Annotated in this window: 20 protein-coding genes; 8 read left to right on the forward strand and 12 right to left on the reverse strand. The window is 67.3% G+C overall.

All coding sequences use genetic code 11. The features are described 5' to 3' along the window. Complete coding sequence (locus A9975_RS18935) at positions 1–621, forward strand: UbiX family flavin prenyltransferase (protein WP_183034153.1); 621 nt, start codon at positions 1–3, stop codon at positions 619–621. A 55-nt stretch (positions 622–676) separates the two neighbouring features. On the opposite strand, the gene A9975_RS18940 is transcribed toward A9975_RS18935, so the two are convergent. The 3 genes from A9975_RS18940 to A9975_RS18950 all read right to left on the reverse strand — a co-directional run bounded on the left by A9975_RS18940 (position 677) and on the right by A9975_RS18950 (position 3690). After that, positions 677–904: a hypothetical protein gene (locus A9975_RS18940; RefSeq protein WP_043350035.1), complete on the reverse strand. Its 228-nt coding sequence runs from the start codon at positions 902–904 to the stop codon at positions 677–679. A gap of 144 nt (positions 905–1048) precedes the next feature. Beyond that, positions 1049–2569 (reverse strand): aldehyde dehydrogenase family protein, encoded by a 1521-nt coding sequence (locus tag A9975_RS18945; protein WP_183034154.1) that lies wholly within the window; start codon positions 2567–2569, stop codon positions 1049–1051. Next, positions 2566–3690, reverse strand: coding sequence for a saccharopine dehydrogenase family protein (locus A9975_RS18950; RefSeq protein ID WP_183034155.1), 1125 nt, complete (start codon positions 3688–3690; stop codon positions 2566–2568). The genes A9975_RS18945 and A9975_RS18950 overlap by 4 nt, the downstream gene beginning before the upstream one ends. A 278-nt stretch (positions 3691–3968) precedes the next feature. Here A9975_RS18950 and A9975_RS18955 point away from each other — a divergent pair, with 278 nt between their 5' ends. Continuing rightward, on the forward strand, positions 3969–4418 hold the full coding sequence (locus A9975_RS18955) for an Lrp/AsnC family transcriptional regulator (RefSeq protein WP_183034156.1): 450 nt from the start codon (positions 3969–3971) through the stop codon (positions 4416–4418). A 106-nt stretch (positions 4419–4524) separates the two neighbouring features. Next, positions 4525–5334, forward strand: a complete 810-nt coding sequence (gene dapB / locus A9975_RS18960; protein ID WP_183034157.1) for a 4-hydroxy-tetrahydrodipicolinate reductase — start codon at positions 4525–4527, stop codon at positions 5332–5334. Between the two features lie 38 nt (positions 5335–5372). On the opposite strand, the gene A9975_RS18965 is transcribed toward dapB, so the two are convergent. The 6 genes from A9975_RS18965 to A9975_RS18990 form a co-directional block, all read right to left on the reverse strand. Then, complete coding sequence (locus tag A9975_RS18965; protein ID WP_183034158.1) at positions 5373–6041, reverse strand: hypothetical protein; 669 nt, start codon at positions 6039–6041, stop codon at positions 5373–5375. A 95-nt stretch (positions 6042–6136) separates the two neighbouring features. Further along, a complete protein-coding gene (locus A9975_RS18970) occupies positions 6137–6433 on the reverse strand; it encodes a hypothetical protein (protein ID WP_183034159.1) in 297 nt (98 codons plus the stop codon). A 129-nt stretch (positions 6434–6562) separates the two neighbouring features. Continuing rightward, positions 6563–8035 carry a chloride channel protein gene (locus A9975_RS18975; RefSeq protein WP_183034160.1) on the reverse strand — a complete coding sequence of 491 codons (1473 nt, stop codon included), beginning with the start codon at positions 8033–8035 and terminating at the stop codon, positions 6563–6565. A 129-nt stretch (positions 8036–8164) separates the two neighbouring features. Then, positions 8165–9142, reverse strand: a complete 978-nt coding sequence (locus A9975_RS18980) for a tripartite tricarboxylate transporter substrate binding protein (protein ID WP_150985677.1) — start codon at positions 9140–9142, stop codon at positions 8165–8167. A 61-nt stretch (positions 9143–9203) separates the two neighbouring features. Further along, positions 9204–10709: an acyl-CoA synthetase gene (locus A9975_RS18985; RefSeq protein WP_183034161.1), complete on the reverse strand. Its 1506-nt coding sequence runs from the start codon at positions 10707–10709 to the stop codon at positions 9204–9206. Next, the gene (locus A9975_RS18990) at positions 10709–11641 is read right to left on the reverse strand and encodes an SDR family oxidoreductase (protein WP_183034162.1); all 933 of its coding nucleotides are present in this window, start codon (positions 11639–11641) and stop codon (positions 10709–10711) included. Before A9975_RS18990 ends, A9975_RS18985 begins: the two co-directional genes overlap by 1 nt. Before the next feature lie 161 nt (positions 11642–11802). On the opposite strand from A9975_RS18990, the gene A9975_RS18995 reads away from it, so the two are divergent. The 3 genes from A9975_RS18995 (at position 11803) to A9975_RS19005 (ending at position 14789) form a co-directional block, all read left to right on the forward strand. After that, on the forward strand, positions 11803–12735 hold the full coding sequence (locus A9975_RS18995; RefSeq protein WP_183034163.1) for a LysR family transcriptional regulator: 933 nt from the start codon (positions 11803–11805) through the stop codon (positions 12733–12735). Between the two features lie 127 nt (positions 12736–12862). After that, on the forward strand, positions 12863–13399 hold the full coding sequence (locus A9975_RS19000; protein WP_183034164.1) for a helix-turn-helix domain-containing protein: 537 nt from the start codon (positions 12863–12865) through the stop codon (positions 13397–13399). A 31-nt stretch (positions 13400–13430) separates the two neighbouring features. Further along, the gene (locus A9975_RS19005) at positions 13431–14789 is read left to right on the forward strand and encodes an MATE family efflux transporter (RefSeq protein ID WP_183034215.1); all 1359 of its coding nucleotides are present in this window, start codon (positions 13431–13433) and stop codon (positions 14787–14789) included. A 28-nt stretch (positions 14790–14817) separates the two neighbouring features. Here the strand turns inward: A9975_RS19005 and A9975_RS19010 are convergent, their stop codons facing one another. Next, positions 14818–15090, reverse strand: coding sequence for a hypothetical protein (locus A9975_RS19010; protein ID WP_255503309.1), 273 nt, complete (start codon positions 15088–15090; stop codon positions 14818–14820). 261 nt (positions 15091–15351) lie between these two features. Here A9975_RS19010 and A9975_RS19015 point away from each other — a divergent pair, with 261 nt between their 5' ends. Next, positions 15352–16485: a metallophosphoesterase gene (locus A9975_RS19015; RefSeq protein WP_183034165.1), complete on the forward strand. Its 1134-nt coding sequence runs from the start codon at positions 15352–15354 to the stop codon at positions 16483–16485. Between the two features lie 652 nt (positions 16486–17137). Here A9975_RS19015 and ettA read toward each other — a convergent pair. Together ettA and A9975_RS19025 are read right to left on the reverse strand one after the other, a co-directional pair. After that, positions 17138–18805, reverse strand: a complete 1668-nt coding sequence (gene ettA / locus A9975_RS19020; protein WP_043350072.1) for an energy-dependent translational throttle protein EttA — start codon at positions 18803–18805, stop codon at positions 17138–17140. 65 nt (positions 18806–18870) lie between these two features. Next, the gene (locus A9975_RS19025; RefSeq protein WP_183034166.1) at positions 18871–19626 is read right to left on the reverse strand and encodes a FadR/GntR family transcriptional regulator; all 756 of its coding nucleotides are present in this window, start codon (positions 19624–19626) and stop codon (positions 18871–18873) included. Between the two features lie 351 nt (positions 19627–19977). On the opposite strand from A9975_RS19025, the gene A9975_RS19030 reads away from it, so the two are divergent. Further along, the gene (locus A9975_RS19030) at positions 19978–21684 is read left to right on the forward strand and encodes an IlvD/Edd family dehydratase (protein WP_183034216.1); all 1707 of its coding nucleotides are present in this window, start codon (positions 19978–19980) and stop codon (positions 21682–21684) included. The last annotated feature ends 17 nt before the right edge of the window (positions 21685–21701 follow it).

Below are 21701 nucleotides of genomic sequence, written 5' to 3' on the forward strand. Positions count from 1 at the left end.
ATGACCGCAGCGGGTGCAGCGGCGGGTGCAGCGGGTGAGGGCAAGCCGCGGCGCATCGTCGTCGCGATCACCGGCGCCACCGGCGCGGTCTACGGGGTACGCCTGGTACAGATACTGGGCGCCGCGCCTGGGGTTGAGGCCCATCTGCTGATCTCGGCGGCGGGCGTGATGAACCTGCAGCACGAACTCGACATCAGCAAGGCCGAGGTGGAAGCCTTTGCGCAGGTGGTCCACAACGTGCGCGATATCGGCGCCACCATTGCCAGCGGCTCGTTTGCCGCCCATGCGATGGTGGTGGCGCCCTGCTCCATGCGTACGCTCGCGGCCGTGGCGCATGGCCTGTCCGACAATCTCATCACCCGCGCCGCGGATGTCACGCTCAAGGAGCGCCGCAAGCTGGTGCTGATGGTGCGCGAAACGCCGTTGAACCTCGCGCACCTGCGCAATATGACCGCCGTCACCGAGATGGGCGGCATCATCTTTCCCCCGGTACCCGGCTTCTACCAGAAGCCGCAGAGCGTGGCGGAACTGGTCGACCATACGGTTGGCCGCGTGCTGGACCTGATCGACGTGCCGCAGACGCTGGCGCCGAGCTGGGCCGGGCTCAACGGCCAGGCCTGACACACGCGCTGGCACACGCGTTTACCGCGTTCTATCCCGTGCTACCGCTCTCGCTTCAATGCCAGTAGCGATAGCGGCGGCCGCCGTAGTAGCCGCCGCGATAGCCATAGTAGCCACCGTAAAACCCAGGGGCCACCACCACCGGCGGCGCAGCGTAGACCGGCGCCGGCGCCACTGCGACCTCGCCGCCCCCATAGCCATAGCCGGGATAAGCCGGGTAGACCGCACAACCGCCAAGCATGGCGGCGCCAACCATCGCGAGACCCATCATCAACGTTCTCATCTCATCGTCCTTGTGGCTTGTTTAGCCTTGGTTTAGCCATAAGAACGTTATACGGGGCGGTTTAGTAATACAGGGTCAACCTGCTGTAACCCTTGTTACGAATCGCAACGTTTAGATGAACGTAAAGACCGCAGGCCTCAGACATCAAACCTCAAACCGCACCCCCTGCGCCAACGGCAGCGTATCCCCATAGTTCACGGTATTGGTCGCGCGCCGCATATACCCCTTCCAGGCGTCCGAGCCCGATTCACGCCCGCCGCCAGTCGCCTTCTCACCACCGAACGCACCGCCAATCTCCGCCCCGCTGGTGCCGATATTCACATTGGCAATGCCGCAATCGCTGCCGCTTGCCGACATGAAGCGTTCCGCCTCGCGCAGCGACTCGGTGAAGATGCAGGACGACAAGCCATGCTCCGACGCATTGTTCAGCGCGATGGCTTCATCCAGCGTGGTGTACGGCATCACGTAGAGAATCGGCGCGAAGGTTTCGCTCAGCATCATCTCGTGCTGGCGATCGGTCAGCACCAGCGCGGGCCGCACATACTCGGCATTGGGATACTTTTCGGCCAGTACGCGCTCGCCGCCGTGCACGGTGTTGCCATGCTCGCGGCAGCGCAGCAGCGCGGCGGCCATGGCGGCGCCCGCGGCGCCATCGATCAGCGGGCCGACCAGCGTTGTCTCGGCCAGCGGATCGCCCACCGGCAGGCGGCTGAACACCTGGATCAGGCGCGTGGTAACGGCCTCCAGCACGTCGACATGCACGAAGGCGCGGCGCAGCGACGTGCAGCGCTGCCCGGCCGTGCCCGCCGCCGAGAAAGTCATGGCGCGCACGGCGAGTTCGAGATCGGCCGAGGGCGCGATGATCGCGGCGTTGTTGCCACCGAGTTCCAGGATGGCGCGCTTGAACCGCTCGGCGCAAGCAATGCCCACGGCGCGGCCCATGCGGGTGGCGCCGGTGGCGCTCACCAGCCGCACGGCGGCGTGTTCCACCAGATGCTGGCCTAGCGCCGGGCCGCCCGACAGCACGGTGGCGATGCCAACGTGCTGGGGCGCGGCAATCTCCAGCACGCCGTCAAGCAGGCTCTGCATGGCCAGCGCGGTGAGGGGCGTTTTCTCCGACGGTTTCCAGATCACGCCATTGCCGCACACCAGCGCCAGCGCCGCATTCCAGGCCCAGACCGCCACGGGAAAGTTGAAGGCCGAGATCACGCCGCACAGGCCATAGGGATGCCAGGTCTCGCGCATCGCATGCTGGGGCCGCTCCGAGGCGATGGTAAGGCCATGCAACTGGCGCGACAGGCCGACGGCGAAGTCGCAGATGTCGATCATCTCCTGCACCTCGCCTAGCCCTTCCTGCAGGATCTTGCCGGCCTCCAGCGAAACCAGTTCACCGAGATGCTTCTTGTGTTCGCGCAGCACTTCGCCAAAGCGCCGCACCACCTCGCCGCGCACTGGCGCGGGCACCAGCGCCCAGCTGGCTTGCGTCACACGGGCGCGCTCGATACGCGCATCGGCCTCGGCAAGGCTGCAGGCGGGCAGGTGCCCGAATGCCTCGCCGTCGATCGGCGAGCGCACCGGCAAGGCGCCGGTGGGGCCTTCGCCGTCGCGCCACGGCGGCGTCAGCCCGATGGCCTGCCAGCAGGCCGCGAATTCCTTTGCTTTCATACCGTTGCCTCTTGAAGCGGATGACGGGTGTAGTGTCGGCCAAAACGGTTGGCCAGGAAAACGTCCAGCGGCATCGCCTCTTGCGCAATGAAGCCGGCCTGTGGCAACTCGCCATTGGCAACCAGGTCCAGCGCGGTGCAGATGCCGGCCGCCGTGGTGAGCTGGATCGCATTGACATGGCCGGCAACCGTATCCGCGCCACCGATGCGCGCCGAGAACGACGCCTGTGTCAGCGCCCCGCGCCCGCCTTTGCCACCGCTGGCGGCATAGCCAGTGGCGTTGGCGAACACGATCACCACGTCCTGCTGCGTGGCGGGGATCGCGCTCTCGAAGATCTCGCGCATCCAGTCGCGGCGCTCGCGCAGGCGCAGGTCGTTGAGCAGCAGCTTCATCACCGCGCAGTGCCCCGGATAGCGGATCGATTTGTAGTCCACGTCGCGCGCCCGGCCCGCCAGCGTCTCGGGCAAGGTGCCAAGCCCTCCTGAAGTATTAAAGGCTTCGTACTCGATGCCGTCCAGCGCAAAGCTCTCCAACCCCTCCAGCGCCGGCACTTCCACGCGGCGGCCGTCGACGATGGCCTCGCACGGGTTGCAGTATTCGTTGATCAGGCCTTCGGTGCTCCAGGTCAGGTTGTACTTGAGCGCATTGCTCGGGTAGCGCGGCAGCGCGCCAACGCGCATCTTCAGGTCAAGCAGTTCGCCGCCGCCGCGCACGAAGCGCTGGGCGAGGTCATTGCCGACCACGCCGATAAAGCCGGGCGCCAGCCCGCATTGCGGCATCAGCACGGAGCGCGCGCCCTCGGCCAGGCGGCGGATGGCATGCGTGGCGGCAACGTCTTCGGTCAGGTCGAAGTAATGCACGCCAAGGCTGGCCGCTACCGTGGCCACGCCGACCGCGGCATGGAATGGCAGTGCATTGAGCACGGCCTGCGCGCCGCCGAGCAGCCGTGCGCAATCCTCGGCCTGGTCCGGGTCGCCGACGCGCACGGCGATGCCCTGCGGCACGCCCTCGAGATGGGTGGGCTCGCGGTCGACCAGGGTCACGCGGTAGTCGCCGCTGTCATGCAGCATGACGGCGATGGTGCGGCCGATCTTGCCCGCGCCCAGTACGACCACGCGCATCGGCGTCTGCCTGGCTTGACGAACCGGGGTGGCGGGCGGACTGGCTTGGGTGTTCTGTCCAGTTTGGTCCAGATGGCCGGTTGGCGTAATGCAGGTCATGATGTCCCTCATGGAAGTGATTCAGCGGAGCAAGCCCATAGCTGAAGTATGGTTGCGGGCACAGGCAGAATGAAGGAACAAGATTGACGAAAAAGCCTCACAATCGAACGATTAGACGAGGCCAACGATCGAATCGACGAAACACCTGCATTTGACCCGCCCACAGTCCTAGCCCGCCCATGACCGAACTTGACCAGACCGACCGCCACTTGCTCTCCCTGCTGCAGGCCAACGCGCGCGAGAATGCCGCCAATCTCGCGCGCAAGCTCGGCATTGCCCGCACCACCGTGGTGGCACGCCTTGCGCGGCTGGAGCGCGATGGCGTGATCGCCGGCTACGGCGTGCGGCTGGGCAAGGAAATGGAAGACAACGCCATCCTGGCGTTCTGCGGCATGTCGGTGATGCCCAAGAGCGCGCCCGCGGTGGTGCGGGCGCTGCAGCGCTTTCCCGAAATCGAGGAGCTGAACTCGGTCAGCGGCCCGGTGGACTACATGGCGGTGATCCGCTGCGACACCCATGCCCGCCTGGACAAGCTGCTGGACGAAATCGGCGCGCTGGATGGCGTCAACCACACCACCACCTCGATCGTGCTGGCGCGCAAGATCGACCGGCGCCGCGCCGCGGGCTGAGCCAGCGGCAAGCGCGCAAAAGGCTTATGCTGCACAACCTGGCAGCCAGCCCGGCGCGGTTGGGCACCCCGGAAAACCATCCAGTCCAGATCAGGAGAGCAAGACGATGAGCAATCGCATTCGAGTCGCCGTAGGTGGCGTGACCGGCTGGGCCGGCGGCGAACTGGCGCGGGGCGTGGCGCACGCGGACGACATGACGCTGGTGGCCGGGCTGTCGCGCGGCGCGGCCGGCCAGGCCCTGGCGGCGCTGACCGCGCACAAAGGCACGCCGGGTGTGGCGGTGACCAGCATCGACGAGCTGGCGCAAGGCACCTTCGACGTTTATGTGGAATACACCAAGCCGGACATTGCCAAGCGCAACATCCTGCAAGCGCTGGCCAAGGGCGCGCACGTGGTGGTGGGCACCTCCGGGCTATCCGACGAGGACTATGCCGAGATCGATGCCGCCGCGCGCCGGGCCGGGCGCGGCGTGCTGGCCTGCGGCAACTTTGCCATCACCGTGGTGCTGCTGCAGAAGTTCGCCGAGATGGCCGCGCGCCACCTGGAGCACTGGGAAATCATCGACTACGCCAAGGCCGGCAAGATCGACGTGCCCTCCGGCACCGTGCGCGAGCTGGCGTATCGGCTGGGACAGGTCCGCGAGGCCAGGCAGGCGGTGCCCATCGACCAGGTCAAGGGCCCGAAGGAGACGCGTGGCGCAACGATGTCCGGCAGCCAGGTGCACGCCGTGCGCCTGCCGGGCTATCAGTTGGGCGTGGAGGTGATCTTCGGCGCCGACGGGCAGCGCCTGCACCTGAAGCATGAGTCCGGCGACGGCTCCAAGCCCTATGTCTCGGGCGCCCTGCTGGCGATCCGCAAGGTGCAGGCCTTGACCGGGCTGGTACGCGGGCTGGACAAGGTGATGGAAGGGCTTTGAGAGCCTTTGCGGCGCGCTGCGCCGCAAAGCCACAAACGCTACCAGTTGCCTTCCTTGCCCTTCTTCTCCGCGGCCTTGCCGCCGGGCGCCGCTTGCGGGGCGGACGCCGCCTTGGGGTTGAGCTGTTGTGCCATCGCGTTGTCCTGGTTGGCCATCAGCACGCGGGCCTGGGGCAGCAGCAGTTCGATGGTGCCGGTATTGGGATCCTCCGGAATGGCGTAGAGCTCCACGGTCAGCGGCTTCTTCATCCAGCCGGCATGCACACTGGTGACGGGCTGGCCGGCCTTGTCCTTCATCTTCACCTGCTCGGAACGAAAGGGCTTGCCGTAGCGCGCGGTGAGGCTGTCCACCGCATCTTTCTCGGAGCGCACGCCATCGGTCGGCACGATCACGCCAACCAGCGCATTGCCGTCGACAAAGGCCACCACGTGCGGGCCGTCCATGAAGGCAGGCCGCTTGTCGCGCGGCACACCAACCTGGCGCATCACGCCATCGCCACGCACTTCGACGCACAAGGCGGTCACGTCGCGTCCGTCGGGGGTGCGCTTGTCGGCGCAATCGGGCAGCGTGGGCAGCGGGCTGCCGATCTCCAGGCTACCCAGCATCGGCGCCAGTTTGTCGGCGACGCCATCCTTGGGGGCGGCGCCGGCCCAAGGTGAAACCAGCAGCAGGCTGGCAACGGCCAGCCCGGCGAGGGGGTATTTCATCCAGACTCCTGAGATAAGCTCCGGGTTGGAGCGCCCCCTGCGCGCGTGGTTCCTGCCACCCGCCACAAGATGGCATGCAGGCACACTGCCGGGGGTTAATGCGTCATATTCATCACCGCGCTGGCCAGCACCGCCAGCACCATCAGCAGCAAGCCCCACAGCAGCAGGCGCGGCACCCGGCTGGGCGGCAACTGCCGCTGCGGCGAGCGCGCCGACGACGGTAGCGGCGCGCGCTGGCGGGCATGGCCATGCAGGCCACGCGTGTGCCAGACGGTGTCCGGCCCGAGGTCGCGCAACGCGGTGCTTTCCTTGCCCTGCGGCTTGCGTGGGTTCTGCGGCTGCGGCTGCGGACGTGGTGCGCCGTTACTGCCCGGCGGTCGTTTTGTGGCCATCTGTGCTCCCCGGTTCGTCGTGCCGGCGCGGATCCTCATGTGCCGCCGGTACACAGCGCCGGGTGCATGGCCCGGGCGCCGCTCATGGTAAGACAAAGCAGCACCGGGCACCATGGCCACAGCCTGTGCTTATGTGGTGGGAGCCACTTTCCGCGTGGCGGCAATCGCCTCGCGCCGGAAGGCGTGGCCCACGTGGTGATAGAACGGGTGCGGGCAAAACTGGCGTGCCAGGAACGAAGCCAACAGCGACGAGGCCAGCAGGAACAAGGTGAGGTCCTGCGAGCGCGTCATCTCCATCACGATCACGCTGGCGGTAATGGGCGCCTGGGTGGCGGCGGCCAGGAAGGCGGCCATCGACACCAGCGCCAGCACGCGGGGCTCGGCCATGCCGCCGAAGAGGTGGCCGACCCAATCCGCCACATTGGCGCCGATGCCGGCACCGATGGCCAGCGAAGGCGTAAAGATGCCACCGGGAATGCCGGCGAAATACGAAACCACGGTCGCCGCCAGCTTGGCCAGGCCGAACCACAGCGTGGCGTGCGGCTCGCCGTTGATCAGGCCGGCGGCCTGCTCGTAGCCGGTGCCGAAGGTGGCGCCCCCGGTGGACCAGCCGATCGCCGCGGCCACCAGGCCGCACACGAACGCCACCTGCACGGGATGCTGCGATGGCCAGGTGCGTAGCCGGGCCGGCATCAGCGCGGGCACGCCGCCGATCAGCAACTTGGCAAACAGGCCGCCCAGCGCGCCATTGACCAGGGCGCACAGCAGTACCGGCCCCCAGGCATCGTGCAGCGCGAGGATCGGCGTCTTGACGCTGAAATAGGGATTGTTGCCAAGCATCGCCAGCGAGAGAAAGCCTGCGGTCAGCACGCCTGACAGCACCAGCCGGTCCCAGCGCACGGCAGTGCCGCGACCGAGTTCCTCAATGGCGAACACCACGCCCGCCAGTGGCGTATTGAAGGCGGCGGCCAGGCCCCCGGCAGCGCCGGCGGCGATCAGCGCGTTGGGATGAAAGCCGATGCGAAAGCGCAGCTTCTCGTGGCACCAGCGCCCCCAGGCGAGCATGGCCGCGGCGCCAACCTGCACCGATGGCCCTTCGCGGCCGATGGAGGCGCCCGCCAGCAGCCCGCCGGTGGTCAGCAGCACTTTCCACATGGACTGGCGGAACGACACCAGCAGTGTCTGCGCCGGCCCCGCCGGGGGCAGGCCGAATGCGGCGATCACCTGCGGGATGCCGCTGCCGCGCGCCTGCGGCGCCAGGCGGATGGTGAGCCAGCGCAGCGCGGCCAGCCCAAACGGCAGCAGCACAAAGGCCAGCCAGGGCGTGGCCGCTGTCAGGTGCGCGTTCCAGCGCAGGGCCACCTCGGCAATCCAGGCGAAGATCAGGGAGAACAGCGCCACGCAGCCAGCGCCGCACATGAAGACGGCGTAGCGTAGCGTGGTGCGGGAGATACGCCACATCTGGCGCGACTTGCGGCCCGCTGCCATGCGGGCGCGGCGGCGCAGCGCGCGCAGCCGGTTATCGTCGGAGGCCCGCCCGGAAACGTCGTCAGGATCGGACGGCTCGGGGTCTTGGCTGCGATTTGGTGTGACGTCGTTCATGGAGCGGCTGGCGTGGGCGAAGAAACGCCGTGACAAGCCCGAGGACCGGATTCATCACGGCGTGATGGAACTATACGCCGATCGCCGCCAGGCGTGCCGCGCACAAAGTGCGCGGCAGAGGCCCCTGGCTCAGTCCAGGCTGATGTTGTTGGCGCGAATGACCTTGCCCCAATGCTCGCGATCCGCCTCTACGTAACGGTCGATCTCGGCCTGGGTGCGCGGCGTCTGGATCACCAGTCCCAGTGCGCTGAAGGTCGCCCGGAAATGCGGATCCTTGAGGACCTGCGCGGCCGCGGCCTGCAGCTTTTCCACCACGTCCGGCGGTGTCTGCGCCGGCACGGCGAGCCCGAACCAGGTTGCGGCCTGGAAGTTGGGATAGCCGCTTTCGGCCACGGTCGGCACGTTGGGCAGCACTTCCAGCCGGGTGCGGCCGGTCACCGCCAGCGCGCGCAGCTTGCCACCCTTGATGTGGGGCAGCGAGGTGCTGACCACATCCACCATCAGTTGCACATCGTTGGCGAGCAGCGCCGAGAGCGCCGGCGCGCTGCCGTTGTACGGCACATGGGTGACCGAGATCCCGAGTTCGGTCTTGAGCATTTCGGTCGCGAGCTGCAGCGCGTTGCCCAGGCCGACCGAGGCGTAGTTGAGCTTGCCGCCGCTGGCCTTGGCGTAGGCAGCGAACTCGCGGATATTGGTGGCCGGCACCTGGCTGTTGGTCACCACCACCAGCGGCACCTCGGCGCCAACGGTGAAGATCCGGAAATCGCGCGGCGGATCGTAGGCGATCTTCTTGTAGAGCATCGGATTGAGCACCATGCTGCCGTTGGTGGCCAGCACCATGGTGTAGCCATCGGCGGGTGCGCGCGCCACGCTTTGCGTGCCGATCATGGTGGCAGCGCCAGGGCGGTTCTCCACCACCACCGTCTGCTTGAGCACGCGGCTCATGCCATCGGCCAGCCCGCGCCCGAACTGGTCGGTGGAGCCGCCCGGCGTGTAGGGCACCACCAGCTTGATGGGGCGATCGGGATAGGCGGCAGCTGCCAGTTGCGAACAGGCGAAGACGGCGGCGCCGGCCCAGGCGCGCCATCCGGTTTTCCAGCTATGCATTGCGTAGTCTCCTTTGCGTTTTTTTGACGTCTGGTGTTCGGTACTCGGTGTCCGGTGCGGCTCAAACCCGCCGCGTGCGCCCTTCCCAGTACTTGTCGCGCAGGCGGCGCTTGGCCAGCTTGCCGGTATCGTCGCGCGGCAGCAGCGCCTCCACCACGATGGTGCGCGGCACCTTGAAGCCGGACAGGCGCTGGCGCAGCCATTCGATGATGGCGCCCTCTTCCAGGGTGGCGCCCGCCACCGGTTGCACCATGGCCAGCAGCCGTTCGCCGTATTCGTCGTCGGGTACGCCGAACACCACGCAGTCGGCCACGCCGGGATAGCGCACCAGCTCGTGCTCGATCTCGGCCGGGTAGATGTTCACACCGCCGGAGATCACCATGTCGGAGGCGCGGTCGCAGATGAAGAGATAGCCGTCGGCGTCCAGGTAGCCCATGTCGCCCAGGCTGACCAGGCCGTCGCGGTCGATGGCGCGGCGGGCTGCCTCGTTGTTGCGATAGGTGAAGTCGGGGTAGGCAGGCTGACGCACATAGACCAGGCCGATCTCGCCGGGGGCGCAGGCAACGCCCTGCTCATCCAGGATGCGCACTTCGCCCTGGTCAACCGGGCGCCCCGCCGTGCCGGGCTTGGCCACGGCGTCGGCCGGCGTGGCCACGGTAATCATGCCGGCCTCGCTTGAAGCATAGGTTTCATGGATCACCGGGCCGAACCAGTTCAGCATGGCGCGCTTGACCTCGGGCGCGCACGGCGCTCCGGTCGAGGCGACAAAGCGCAGCGAGGACAAGTCATAACGGGCGCGCACTTCGGGCGGCACCTTGAGCATGCGCACATACATGATCGGCACCAGGTAGAGCACGTCGATGCGGTGCTTCTCCACCAGCGCCAGCACCTGCTCCGGATCGAAGCGCGCGCACAGCACCAGGCACTCGCCAAGCTGCAGCGCATTCTGGATGAACACGCCCGGCGCGCTGTGGTACAGCGGCGCGGCCATCAACGCGCGCGTGCCCTGCACGATGCCCATGGTCTGCGCCACCACCGAGCGCATGCGCGCGAGCTGCTCGTCCAGCATGGCCAGCGGCGGTGCGGCGCGCAGCACGCCCTTGGGGCGGCCGGTGGTGCCGGAGGTGTAGGCCATGTGGCCACGCGGCGCGACCCGCGGGCCGTCGTAGGGCTGCTGCGCGGCGAGCCAGCTTTCATAGCCGGTCGCGCCCGCGGGGCTGTCCTTGCCGGGCGCCGCCACCGCCAGCACCTGTACGCCTTCGGGCACCACGGCGCGCACGCCGTCCAGCAGGTCGGCGCTGACGATCAAGGCCCGGGCGCCGCTGTCGGTCAGCAGGAAGCGGATTTCTTCGGCGGTGAAGTGCCAGTTGATCGGGCAGTAGTAAGTGCCGGCCGTGCGGCAGGCATGCACGATATCGGCAAAGACCGGGTCATTGCGCAGCAGCACCGCGACCACGTCGCCTTCGCCCAGGCCAAGCGCGCGCAGGCCGCCGGCCAGGCGCGCGCCGCGCTCGCTCAGTTCGGCGCCGGTACGGTGGATGTCTTCAAACAAGAGGTCAGCGGCCATCAGTTGTCTCCAGCCTGGCTAGGCTTGGTGGTAGAGCGGGTCGGGGTCGGTGCGTTGACAGTGCGCCCGGCACGATCGGCGGCGTTCGTGGCCGCGATGCGCTCGCGCGCGGCTTGCCATTCGGCATCACCCCAATCCAGGTACTGCTTGAAATAAGCGCCGTTGGCAAGGTAATCGCCACCATCCAGCGCAATGGTCTGTCCGTTGATCCACGCGTTGTCGCGGGCCAGCAGGAAGGCGGCCAGGTTGCCGATATCCTGCGGCTGGCCAATGCGGCCCGTGGGGTTCTGGCCGCTCATCGCGTCTTGCTGCGCATCCTGCGGACGCAGGCGCGAGCCCGCGCCTTCGGTGGGGATCACGCCCGGCGCGATGGCGTTGCAGCGGATGCCGTGGCGACCCCACTCCACGGCCAGCGACTTGGTCATGGCGTCCACGCCCGCCTTGGACATGGCGGACGGCACCACGAACGGCGAGCCGGTCCAGACCCAGGTCACGACGATGGACAGGACCGAGCCGGGATGGCCGTCGCGGATCCAGCGCTTGCCCACGGCCTGCGTGGTGTAGAAGGTACCGCGGAAGACAATGTCCGAGATGGCGTGAAAGCCGTTAGGCGACAGATCCTCGGTGCGGCTGATGAAGTTGCCTGCGGCGTTGTTGACCAGGCAATCAAGCGGGCCGTGCCGGGTCCAGATGGTCTCGATCATGGCGTCGACGGCAGCCGCGTCGCGGATGTCCACCGCGTGCGTCACGACCTTGGTGCCATGCTGGTGGCGCAGCATCTCGGCGGCCTCGTCCAGCACCGCCAGCCGGCGCCCGCACAGGTGCAGCTCCGCCCCCAGCCCCGCCAGGCGCTCGGCCATGATCAGGCCCAGCCCGGTGCCGCCACCGGTGATCAGCACGCGCTGACCGGCGAAAAGATCGTTCTTGAACATGGTGTCTCCTGCTTGTTTCAGGGCGGCGTCGCGCCCGCCTGGCCCCACCTTGGCGATCCGGCAGGGCATGGTCACTGTAGCCTCGGCTCCCCAAATCGACAATTCCCTCGCAGCGACTCACAATGTTGCGCCATACGCGACAATTCTCTATGGAATCCCGGATGGACCTCAACCTGATCCAGGCCTTCGTCGACATCGTCGAAGCCGGCAATTTGTCCGAGGCGGGGCGGCGGCGCGGCGTCACGCGCTCGCAGGTCAGCCGCCAGCTGCGCGAACTGGAGCACCAGGCTGGCGCGCAGTTGCTGCGCCGTACCACGCGCCGGCTGGAGCTGACCGAAGCGGGCCGCGCGCTTTACCAGCACGGGCTGCGCATCCTGCAGGAAGTGGCGTCCGCCCAGGCGGAGATCGACAGCCTGGGCACCACCCTGCGCGGCCACGTGCGCGTGAGCGTGCCGACCGGGCTGGGCGACACCTTCCTCGCGCCGCTGCTGCTGGAATTCACCGGGCGGCATCCCGGCATCTCGCTGCGGGTGTTCTTTGCCAACCGCGTGGTGGACCTGATCGCCGCGGAGATCGACGTGGCGCTCAAGGTGACTTCGCAGCCGCCGCTGGACCTCGTAGCGCGAGACATCTGCGCCATCGACTGGCAGCTCTGCGCCTCGCCCGGCTACCTGGCCCGCCATGGCCCGCTGCAAACCCCGGCCGACCTGGCGCGCTGCCAGTTCCTGTGCCCGCCCTATCCCGCCCGGCGCTTCGTGCTCACGCTCGACCGCGGCGAGCAGCGCGAGGAGGTGGAACTGAGCCCGCACCTGCAGTCCGAGCATTTCCCCTTCCTGATGCGCGCGGTACGCGACGGCCACGGCGTGGGCCTGCTGCCCGTCTATGCCGGCTGGGACGATGTGCGCGAAGGCCGCCTGGTGCCGGTGCTAACCGAATGGAAACCGGAGGGATTGGGCAGCCGGCTCTACATCATCACCACGCCCAACCTGCATCCGTCGATGGCCACGCGCACCTTGATCGACTTCCTGCGCGAGCGGATTCCGGCGCTGGATGTCTTCAGCGCCCCGGGCGGTACCGCCTTGTGCGCACCGTAGTGCCCGCATGCCGCTTGCAGCGCGCCAGCAAGCTTTCAAATTGCAAGTTAAGATGCGCCGAAACCCCTGGCTTGCAAAACGAAAGTAAAAATCCGAGCCAGCCCTGCAAGCCGCGAGAGAGGAGACCATGGGACATACCGACTTTGCCAGCATGCCTTGCCCGATTGCCCGCTCGATGGCGGTGCTGGGCGAGCGCTGGGCCATTCTTTTGCTGCGCGAGGCGTTCTACGGCAGCACCCGCTTTGACGAATTCCAGCGCCACCTGGGCATCGCGCCCAACATCCTCAGCGCACGTCTGAAGACGCTGGTGGAACACGGCATGCTGGAGCGCGTGCCGGCGCCCGACAGTGCGCGGCATGCCTACCACCTCACCGAGAAAGGCCGCGACTTCTTCCCCGCTTTCGTGGCGCTGAAGGCCTGGGCCGACCGCTGGATGACCGACGAGCGCGGCCCGCTCACCTTGCTGCAGGACAAGCACACCGGCGCGGAGATCGCCACGCCGGCGCTGGCCCGCCCGGACGGCAGCCCGCTGACGCTGGACGACCTGCGCGTGGCGCCGGGCCCTGGCGCGGGCAGCTATCTGCGGCGGCGCTTTGGCGCCGTTGCCGGCCTGCAGGCCGCAGACGAAGCGCTGACAGGCAAAACGGAGTCCAGCCATGAATGAGCCGCAAGCCAATCCCATGGCCGGAGCCGCGATGGCGTCGGCCGCCGCAGCAGCCGCACCCATTGCCACTCCCGCGCACCCGCTGATGCGCGAACTGATGCGCCGCATCCTGGTGCTGGCCGCGCCCACCAGCCTGATCGCCTTCCTGCAGGCGGGCGCGCAACTGATCGAGACCTGGCTGGCGGCGCGCCAGGGCACGGCGGCGCTGGCGGGCTGGGCGGTAGTGCTGCCGTTTGCCTTGCTGCTGCAGCAGATGTCCACCGGCGCCATGGGCGGTGGCGTGGTGGCGGCCATCGCCCGCGCGCTGGGCGCGAACAAGCGCGAGGAGGCCTCATCGCTGGTGCTTCACGCGCTCATCATCGCGGTCACCGCGGGGCTGGCGTTTGCCGTGGCGATGGCCGGCTTCCCGCGCGCCGTCCTGGGTGCGGTGGCGGGGCAGACCGCGGCAGACGCGGCCGCCACCTATGCCATCTGGCTGTTCGGCGCCGGCGCGGTGCCGGCCTGGCTGGCCAACACGCTGGCATCGGTGCTGCGCGGCGGTGGCCGCCATGCGCTGGCAGCGCGGGTCCTCTCGCTGATGTGGATCGTCTTCCCGGTGCTGGCCTGGACGCTGGCCGAGCCGGTGGGCATGGGCCTGGCCGGCATTGGCGCGTCGCTGGCGGCGGTGTCGTGGGCGGCGGCGCTGGCCATGGCCTGGGTGGTGCTGCGGGGCGGCGCGGGGTTCGTGCCGATGCTGCGCATCCGTCCGTCGCGCGCGCTGTTCACACGCATCCTGTCGGTGGGGCTGGTGGCCTGCGCGCTGGCCTCGGTGGCCAACCTGTCCACGATCCTCGTGACCACCCAGTTGCGCCACTATGGCACCGCCGCGGTGGCCGCGTACGGCATCTCGGCGCGGCTGGAGTTCCTGATGATCCCGCTGGCGTTCGGCGTGGGCTCCGCGCTAACCGCGCTGGTGGGGCGAGCAGTCGGCGCCGGCGACTGGGCCACCGCACGCCGCACGGCCTGGGCCGGCGCGCTGATGGCGCTGGCGGTGGCCGGCGCGGTGGGTGCGGTGGTGGGACTGGCGCCGGATGCCTTTGCCGGGTTCTTCACCAAGGATGCCGAAGTGGCAAGCATCGCCGCGCGCGCGCTGTCCTGGGTCGCGCCGGCCTTCGGCGGTTTCGGGCTGGGCATGGCGCTGTATTTTGCGTCGATGGGCGCGGGCCGCATGGGCTGGCCAATCGCGGCCGGCATCTCGCGCATCGCGCTGGCCGCCGGCGGCGGCTGGCTGCTGGCGAACGTCGCGGGCATGGGCCTGGACGGGCACTTCCTGGGCGTGGCGCTGGGCATCACCGCTTACGGCGTGGTGACGGCGTTCGGTGTGCGCGGCGCTAACTGGTCGGCACGCTGAGCCTGAGCGGGCGGCGCAAGCGGCCCGCTCAGCGCATCACGGGGCGCGCGTTGCCGCCCAGCCCGGCATCCCTGACCTCGGCCGGCACCGCCGGCCATCCACCGCCCAGCGACTTGTACAAGGCTGCCGTGCCGTTCAACACATCGACCTGCCCCTGGATCGCGGCGAGCTGCGCATCGAACAGCTTCTCCTGCGCGGTGGTGACTTCGAGGTAGCTGGAGTAGCTGCCCTCGTTTGCCGCCCTCCCGCAGTCATCTGCACCCGCGGCGGCTGCCGCAAGCGTGCGCAACTGGTCACGCAAGTAAAACCCAGGGAGGTGATGCAAACAATTCAATTTTTCTTGCAAGCGATTTAAGTGCTTTCGGGCACAGCTTGCGCCCCTTGAATCCAGCGGCCGGGGACCTCACGTACGGCATCGATGCCCAAAGCAAAAAAGCGGCGCAGAGACGACAATTTCAGGGTGCCCGCCGCACTCTCACAGCATCGCGGCGTCGCAGGAATGCGCTAAAACAATATCAATGCTGGAAGCATCCGGCCCCGACTCCCACACCCTGGAGGTGGCATGCCCCCTCGCACCACCGTTTTCGTCGCCGCCCTCGTGGTTGGCCTGCTGCACGGCTATATCGGGTTGCGCCTGTTACCCGACATGCCGGTCTCCTTCGCCATCAAGGCGCTAGCCGTAGCGTGGCTGGCGCTGTCGTGGCCGCTGATCCCCGCAGGCCTGCTGGCGCGGCGCCTGGACCAGCCGTGGTCCGATGCGCTGACCTGGGTGGGCATGCTAGCCATGGGTTTCTTCTCTTCCTTGCTGATACTGACGCTGGCGCGCGACGTCGTGCTGCTGGTGAGCGCGATGGCCGGCTGGCACCCGGCATGGATGCTGCCCGGCACCGCCGCCGCGGTGCCGGTGCTGGCGCTGCTGGTCACCCTGATGGGATTCTTCAATGCGCGGCGGCTGGCGCAGGTGGTCGAGGTGGAAGTCCCCATCGCCGGCCTGCCTGACTCGCTGCACGACTTCACCATCGTGCAGATCAGCGACATCCACGTTGGCCCCACCATCAAGCGCGCCTACCTGGAGCGCATCGTCGCCCGCGTCAACGGGCTGGCCCCTGACGCCATCGCCATCACCGGCGACCTGGTCGACGGCACCGTGCGCGAGCTGTCCCGGCACACTGCCCCGCTAGGCAACCTGAAGGCGCGCCATGGCACCTACTTTGTCACCGGCAACCATGAGTATTACGCCGGCGCCGAGCCGTGGATCGCGGAGCTGAACAGACTGGGCCTGCGCGTGCTGATGAACGAGCATGTGGTGATCGGGGAGGAGGAGGAAGCGCTGGTGCTGGCAGGCGTGACTGATTTTTCCGCCCACCGTTTCGACGAGAGCCACCGCAGCGACCCGGCGCGCGCGCTGCATGGCGCCCCGGCGGTGGTAGCCGCACGCGTGCTGCTGGCGCACCAGCCGCGCACGGCGCCGGCTGCATCCAACGCGGGCTTTGACCTTCAGCTTTCCGGACATACGCATGGCGGCCAGTTCTGGCCCTGGAACCTGTTCGTGCCGATGCAGCAGCCTTATACCGCCGGGTTGAACCGGCATGAGGCGATGTGGGTGTATGTGAGCAGGGGGACCGGGTATTGGGGGCCGCCTAAGCGGTTTGGGGCGCCGTCGGAGATTACTAAGTTGAGGTTGGTGAGGAAGTGAGTTTTTTTGGGAGGGGCAACTGCAACTGCAACTGATTAACTTCAGAATCAAGGGATAACTGCAACTTCAACTGCAGTTTCACCACGCCTGCGGCGCGCCCTCGGGATTTCATGAAAAGAGCGGCCGGGACCCAAACTCGCATCGCCTTAAGGCGATACTCAGACATGGGTCCCTCTTTTCCGCTCTTTTCATGAAATCCCGAGGCGCCCCATACGGCCTTGGTACACCTCCACGGCTCGCTTCGCATCGCCATGGGTGTTTCCCGCCCCCAGGCGGGAAACACGGCTTACCCCAACGGGATCAAATTTCGATTCGGTGTAGCCGTGATTGCCGCCCCCAGGCGGCAATCACCCGCCCGCGATGCGCAGCGAGCCGTCTGGGTTTTCATCTCCCGTCATGGGGCGCCTCGTCGGCAGGCAAAAGGAGCGGAAACGAGGGGGCCATGTCTGAGCATCGCCTTAAGGCGATGTGAGTTTGGCCCCCGGCCGCTCTTTTTGCCTGTCGACGAGGAGGCTTTCGCCCCATCCGGGTCGCTTCTTTGCCTACTTTCTTGGCGAGACAAGAAAGTAGGTCGCCTCCCCGCAGGGGAGGTGAAACTGCAGTTGCCCTTGACCTTAAGCCGTTGCAGTTGCAGTTCAGAGCCACCCCCCTTTTACCGAACAATAGGCTTATACCGAATCCGCTTAGGCTTAGCCCCCTCCTCACCCAGACGTCGCTTCTTGTCCGCCTCATACTCCTGGTAGTTGCCCGGGAAGAACTCCACATGCGACTCACCCTCGAAGGCCAGGATGTGGGTGGCGATCCGGTCCAGGAACCAGCGATCGTGGGAGATCACCATCACGCAACCGGCGAACTCCAGCAGCGCGTCTTCCAGCGCGCGCAGCGTCTCCACGTCGAGGTCGTTCGACGGTTCATCGAGCAGCAGCACATTGCCGCCGGAGATCAGCGTCTTGGCCAGGTGCAGGCGTCCGCGCTCGCCGCCCGAGAGCGTGCCCACGTGCTTCTGCTGGTCCGAGCCCTTGAAGTTGAAGCGGCCGATGTAAGCACGCGACGGCGTTTCATAGCGGCCGACCGTCAGCACGTCTGCGCCGCCGGAGATCTCTTCGAACACGGTCTTGCTGCCGTCGAGCGCATCGCGGCTCTGGTCCACGTAGGCCATCTTCACGGTCGGGCCGACCTTGATCTCGCCGCTGTCCGGCTGTTCCTTGCCGGTGAGCATGCGGAAGAAGGTCGACTTGCCCGCGCCGTTGGGGCCGATGATGCCAACGATGGCGCCAGGCGGCACCTTGAAGCTGAGGTCGTCGATCAGCAGGCGGTCGCCGTAGGCCTTGCTCACGCCGTTGAACTCGATCACCTCGTTGCCCAGGCGCTCACCCGCGGGGATGAAGATTTCCTGGGTTTCGTTGCGCTTCTGGTATTCCTGGCTGTTCAGTTCGTCAAAGCGCGCAAGACGTGCCTTGGACTTGGCCTGGCGTCCCTTGGGGTTCTGCCGCACCCATTCCAGCTCCTTGTTCAGCGCTTTCTGGCGCGCCGACTCGGTCGACTCTTCCTGCTTCAGACGGGCTTCCTTCTGATCCAGCCAGGAGCTGTAGTTGCCCTTCCAGGGAATGCCGTGGCCACGGTCCAGTTCCAGGATCCACTCGGCAGCGTTGTCGAGGAAGTAGCGATCGTGGGTCACCGCCACCACGGTGCCGGGGAAGCGCGTGAGGAACTGCTCCAGCCATTCCACCGATTCCGCATCCAGGTGGTTGGTAGGTTCGTCGAGCAGCAGCATGTCGGGGCGCGACAGCAGCAGGCGGCACAGCGCCACGCGGCGCTTCTCGCCACCCGACAGGTTGCCCACCTTGGCGTCCCAGGCCGGCAGGCGCAGCGCATCAGCCGCGATCTCCAGCTGCAGCTCGGCGTTGTTGCCGTCGCTGGCCGCCAGGATGGCTTCGTACTTGGCCTGGTCCGCTGCCAGCGCGTCGAAATCCGCGTCCGGCTCGGCATAGGCCGCATAGATCTCGTCGAGCTTCTTGCGAGCTTCGAACACGCCGCCCAGCGCGGCTTCCACCGACTCGCGCACGGTTTGCTCGGGATCGAGCTGCGGCTCCTGCGGCAGGTAGCCAATGTTCAGGTTGGGCATGGGCGTGGCTTCGCCCTCGATTTCCTTGTCGAGGCCAGCCATGATCTTCAGGACGGTCGACTTGCCCGAGCCGTTCAGGCCCAACACGCCGATCTTGGCGCCCGGGAAGAAGGACAGGGAAATGTCCTTGAGAATGTGACGCTTGGGCGGGACGATCTTGCCCACGCGGTTCATGGTGAAAACGTACTGTGCCATGCGGATCCGGGTGAAATTGGGGGGGAATCGGCCAAGTGTAGCAAAGCCGGTCCGCACAAGGCCCGTCAGGACACCTTCCTGGCGCGTGGCGCGGCGCCCGGCGTGCCGGCAGCACGCTTGCGCGCACGGGTCAGGCTGGAGGTCAGGCGGCGGTAGGCGATGTCCATATGCCGCTGCATGACCGCGCGCGCCAGCTCCGGATCCTTGCGGCGCAGCGCCGCCAGCACTTCGCGATGCTCGGCAATGGCCTGGGCCCAGACCTCGGGCGTCTCGAAGTGGCTGTTCAACTGATCGAACAGCGGCCCGAGGCGCAAGTCGAAGAGCCGGCGCACCACGCCCACCAGCACGCTGTTGCCGGTGGCTTGTGCCACCCGCACATGGAACAAGCGATCCGCATCGAGCGGCTTGATGCCGGCAGCGGCTTCAGCGGCCATCTGCGCGATGGCCTCCTCGATCGCATCGAACTGGGCCTTGCGCCCGCTCCTGGCCGCCAGCGCGGCGACCTCGCCCTCCACCAGCGCACGCGCGCGGATCAGCTCGAGCGGGCCTTCCTCGCCGGACAGGTCGAAGCCCGCGTCGACGGATGACGGCGGCTCGCACACATAGATGCCGGAGCCCATGCGCACCTCGATATAGCCCTCAACCTCGAGCGCGATCAACGCCTCGCGCAGCGATGGGCGGCTCACGCCGAGCTGCACCGACAAATCCCGCTCCGCCGGCAGGCGCGAGCCCACCGGAAATTCGCCGGCCTGGATCAGCGTGCGCAACTGTGCGCTGATCTGGCGGTACAGGCGTTGCGGTTCGATCGAATGGATAGGCATGTGCAGCCCGAGCGTCTGGCGAAATTGGTTTGACCATTTGTCCAGCCGGCTGGAGTCTAGGCAGCGCGCCGGCGAATGTCCAGGCGGATTCATCGCGCGCCGCAGCATGCGCAGCGGCATCGGTAAAGACCACTAATTGGTAATACCAGTTTACCTGTCCAGACTCGTGAACTAGACTCCGCTCACTCGGCATGCATGCGGCAAGGCAGTGCAATCGGTCGTGGGCATCCGTATCTGCAGCGCACAAGAAAGCGGGCATCAGCACACGTGGCGCCTACGCGCCAGCCGTCGCTACGCGGCCCCGCAAGAACGCAGGAGACCCGAGTGAACGACGACAAGCCGACGCCCCCCATGCGCCGCAGCCAGGCCTGGTTTGGCCGCCTCGACCGCGATGGCTTCATCTATCGCTCTTGGCTCAAGAACCGCGGCATTCCTCACGACCAGTTCGATGGCCGTCCGGTCATCGGCATCTGCAACACCTACTCCGAACTCACGCCCTGCAATTCGCATTTCCGCACACTGGCCGAACAGGTCAAGATCGGCGTGTGGGAAGCCGGCGGCTTTCCGCTTGAATTCCCGGTGATGTCGCTGGGCGAGACCATGCTGCGCCCCACCGCCATGCTGTTCCGCAACCTGGCCAGCATGGACGTGGAGGAATCGATTCGCGGCAATCCGATCGATGGCGTGGTGCTGCTCATGGGGTGCGACAAGACCACGCCCGCGCTGATGATGGGCGCGGCCTCGTGCGATCTGCCCACCATCGGCGTCTCCGGCGGCCCCATGCTGAGCGGCAAGTTCCGCGGCGGCGAACTGGGCTCCGGCACCGATGTGTGGAAGATGTCGGAGGAAGTGCGGGCCGGCCAGATGTCGCAGGAGGACTTCTTCGAGGCCGAGAGCTGCATGCACCGCTCGCACGGCCACTGCATGACGATGGGCACCGCGTCGACCATGGCCAGCATGGTGGAAGCGCTGGGCATGAGCCTGCCCGGCAACGCGGCGATTCCCGCCGTGGATGGCCGCCGCAATGTGCTGGCGCGCGCGTCGGGGCGCCGCATCGTGGAGATGGTGAAGGACAACCTGGTGATGTCGAAGATCCTGACCCGCGATGCGTTCGAGAACGCCATCCGCGTCAACGCGGCCATCGGCGGCTCGACCAACGCCGTGATCCACCTGCTAGCCATTGCCGGGCGCATCGGCGTCGATCTGAAGCTGGAAGACTGGGATGCGCTGGGCCACGAGCTGCCGTGCCTGCTCGACCTGCAACCATCCGGGCGCCACCTGATGGAAGACTTCTACTACGCGGGCGGCCTGCCCGCGGTGATCCGCGAACTGGAATCGGTGCTTGCGCGCGACGCGCTCACCGTCAACGGCAAGACGTTGTGGGACAACTGCAAGGACGCGCCCAACTGGAACCGCGAAGTCATCCACGCCTTCGGCGCGCCCTTCAAGGCCAGCGCCGGCATCGCCGTGCTGCGCGGCAACCTGTGCCCCGATGGCGCGGTGATCAAGCCGTCGGCCGCCACGCCGGCGCTGCTCAAGCACACCGGTCGCGCGGTGGTGTTCGAGAACAGCGAGCACATGCACCAGCGGCTCGACGATGAATCGCTCGACGTCGACGAGACCTGCGTGCTGGTGCTGAAGAACTGCGGCCCGCGCGGCTACCCCGGCATGGCCGAAGCCGGCAACATGCCGCTGCCACCCAAGGTGCTGCGCAAGGGCATCACCGACATGGTCCGCGTATCGGATGCACGCATGAGCGGCACGGCCTACGGCACGGTGGTGCTGCACGTGGCGCCCGAGGCCGCGGCCGGCGGCCCGCTGGCGCTGGTGAAGGACGGCGACATGGTGGAGCTCGACGTGGCCGCGCGCAGGCTGCACCTGCATGTCGATGAAGCGGAGCTGCAGCGCCGCCGCGCCGCGTGGCAGGCGCCCGCGCTGCCGATGGAGCGAGGCTGGACGCGCCTGTATGTCGAGCATGTGCAGCAGGCCAACCTGGGTGCCGACTTGGATTTCCTGGTGGGCAAGAGCGGCGCCGCGGTGCCCAAGGACAACCACTGAGGCACGCTGTCGCGCCA

This window comes from Cupriavidus sp. UME77 (assembly GCF_014170355.1).
Taxonomy (GTDB): domain Bacteria; phylum Pseudomonadota; class Gammaproteobacteria; order Burkholderiales; family Burkholderiaceae; genus Cupriavidus; species Cupriavidus basilensis.